This window comes from Verrucomicrobiota bacterium (assembly GCA_039192515.1).
Taxonomy (GTDB): domain Bacteria; phylum Verrucomicrobiota; class Verrucomicrobiia; order Methylacidiphilales; family JBCCWR01; genus JBCCWR01.
The window spans coordinates 1-2,609 of sequence record JBCCXA010000092.1; the positions used below are offsets into that span (position 1 = coordinate 1).

Consider the following 2,609-nt stretch of genomic DNA (forward strand, 5'->3'; position numbering starts at 1 on the left):
GACTGTTCAATATTTGAATAAGAAACATCTTGCAAATTGAAGGATACCAATAACTTGTCCTTTTGTTTGCCGTTGTATTAATTACTAACACTCTAATGGGGAGATAAAGAGATATGTCTAGAAGCGAAGAAAGCAGTAGAAGAAAATATTTATCGAAATTTGGAATTATCCCACTCAATCCAAAAATAGAGGAAAGGGCTAAATATGTTTGTAGCTTAAGAAAAATAGAAGAGCAGGTGAAAAGAACTCATTCAGCATTACCTAGTGTTAACAAAAGCTTGAACAATCCAAAATCTCATGACAGCACATGGATTCCCTATCTGAAGCGTAAAAAATACTAAATAATGAAGTGAAACGGAAACGTTTAGCTGGAGCGTTTGCAAATACATGATCAACTTTCAGGCATCGCTCTTGAATCTCAAATAGCGTAGTGCACGACTTAATCTGTCAGAGGTTCGTGTCTGTGGCAGCTGAGATTGTTAATTGTTCATGTTGTTTTGATTTAGATTATCTACTTTTCTGATCCAATCAAGTTTGCCTTCAAGCAGTGTTTGTAAAGGCGTTCTACGGCAACACATTTTACCTTGGTGAGTGTGTTGGGAGTTATGGTAAGTAATCCATGGGTCTAAGTCTTCTGGGAGCTCATCAAGGTTATCGTAAAGCTTTTTCCTAAAAGCGATTTGGTAAAATTCCTCAAGAATAGTTCGATGGAAACCTTCACAGGTTCCATTTGTTTGAGGATGCTTAGTTTTTGTCTTAGAATAATCAATATCATGGATGGCTAGGAAAAGCTCGTAGTCATCGGAATCATATTTACCACAAAATTCAGTGCCTCGATCTGTTAAGCTGCCTAGAATTAGAATCCCCAGTTTATGCTCTTGAAAGAAAGATAGAACTCTATCATTGATCAAATCAGCAGCCGTAATAGGAGTCTTCATATTGCAGAGCTTAGCAAAAGCAACTTCAGAAGAGGTATCTAGGCAGGTTTGTTGGTACATATGGCCGACACCTTTCATGGCTCCTACGTAGAAGGTGTCCTGAGAGCCAAGACAACCAGAATCTTCGGTCCCAATTTCATCATGAAATTGATCATGCTCCTTCTTACGCTCCAAAGTTACCATTTGGGTTTGAGTGAGGATAAAGCCTTTTTTGGAAGGCTTACACTTCCAGGGCCCTTATACGAAGTTTAAAAGTATGAAGATTATCTCTAAGCCAGATACTTCGACGCCCTCCACCAGATATACGCGTATCTTCCTGGCGGAGTTGATTACTCATACGATGTTGTTCGAGTGTAGGGTTTTGAAGTGTGAGCTCCAAAATTCTTTTCTCGATAAGAGAATCGAGCCTGTTCTTGTAATTAGAACATTTTTAGCTTTTCTATCTAAGAAGCCTGCGCAAATAGCTAGCTATCAACTATAATTCTAAGGAGGAAAGCTCATAGTAAAGATTTGAGAGGCAAAATTATAGGAGCTCTAGAGGAAGGGCAAAGCGTTAGTGAGGTCTCTAGAATCTTTGGGGTAAGTCGGTACACAGTTATTGAGTATCGAAAAAGGCATCAAGAAGAAGAAAAGTATACTATAAAGAAGCAGGAGGAATTATGTCCGCAGCGCTTTAGAGCCGCATTACCCTAAACTTGGCCAGTGGATAAAAAAGGCGCCTTTCTAGTTTATCTTCCTGCTTTTAGTCTAAGTCTCAACGCTATCTAAAGGATATTTTCAACATTCTAAGCTTTCAAAGGTAAGGCTACTAAAAGGACATGGGATGCTCTTATTTAGCCTGTTGATCAAGCTCCGGATACCTTTTCCTCTCATAATTGTTAAAATTATTTTAACCCATGTCATTATGTTTAAACCTGGATGATGTAGTAGAGACTTAAAGATCTACGCAACATCTTGGCCTCAAGAGACATAGAGTCTCCTAGAGGTATCACCTTTTGATACATCTTCGTCAACTCTCTTTTCCTTGTGGCTCAAGCTTTTAAGTATCTCGTTCAATTTCTATTGCATCATTTGGGTTAAATGTAGAGCCAAAAGCCTCTAGAAGAGTAAGGGATGAGGTATCTCGTGGTCTGTCATACCTCAACTATCCTTTTCGTGGCTCTCAGACTATGGCAGGTTATCTCACCCTCCAACGCCACCTCATGTGTCACACTTCGACTACCCCCTTTCGTCACCCTCCGACTTGATCGGAGAAAGCCTCGATAGAACCGTGCGGAGCACCATACCGTTTAGATCGGGCCCGGTATCAGGGGATCAGTCCAGGGGCAATAAGCGATACTGGCAGTATGAATCTTTTCGTCATGCTCGAGTTAAATCGGATTAAGAACACATAGAATACTTTTCTGTTCTGCGTAGTCTGATCATGAAATAAGACATCATGGGGGATTTTTCAATTATTCCTAGCGCATGGCTTGCCGAAAACCCTTTTTGCGGTAATCGGGTCTCAAAGTTTGCTTTTTTCATTTGATAGTCAAACTCCAAACAAGCGGTTGCCTCAACGAAACACGAAATCGGTAAACGGCCTATTTATGTGATTATTATCTGATTAATCTACGAAATTTTTCTAGAAGCAAATTTTATTCTTGTCATCCTAAGTCATGGTCTATAGTA

The 2,609-nt window shown here is 39.7% G+C and carries 3 protein-coding genes; 1 reads left to right on the forward strand and 2 read right to left on the reverse strand.

Annotated elements, in window-relative coordinates:
- Positions 1-113 precede the first annotated feature (113 nt).
- The gene (locus AAGA18_16070; GenBank protein MEM9446858.1) at positions 114-341 is read left to right on the forward strand and encodes a hypothetical protein; all 228 of its coding nucleotides are present in this window, start codon (positions 114-116) and stop codon (positions 339-341) included.
- A gap of 138 nt (positions 342-479) precedes the next feature.
- On the opposite strand, the gene AAGA18_16075 is transcribed toward AAGA18_16070, so the two are convergent.
- Both AAGA18_16075 and AAGA18_16080 read right to left on the reverse strand, forming a co-directional pair.
- Positions 480-1,121 (reverse strand): integrase core domain-containing protein, encoded by a 642-nt coding sequence (locus tag AAGA18_16075; protein ID MEM9446859.1) that lies wholly within the window; start codon positions 1,119-1,121, stop codon positions 480-482.
- 37 nt (positions 1,122-1,158) lie between these two features.
- On the reverse strand, positions 1,159-1,317 hold the full coding sequence (locus AAGA18_16080) for a hypothetical protein (protein MEM9446860.1): 159 nt from the start codon (positions 1,315-1,317) through the stop codon (positions 1,159-1,161).
- Between the last annotated feature and the right edge of the window lie 1,292 nt (positions 1,318-2,609).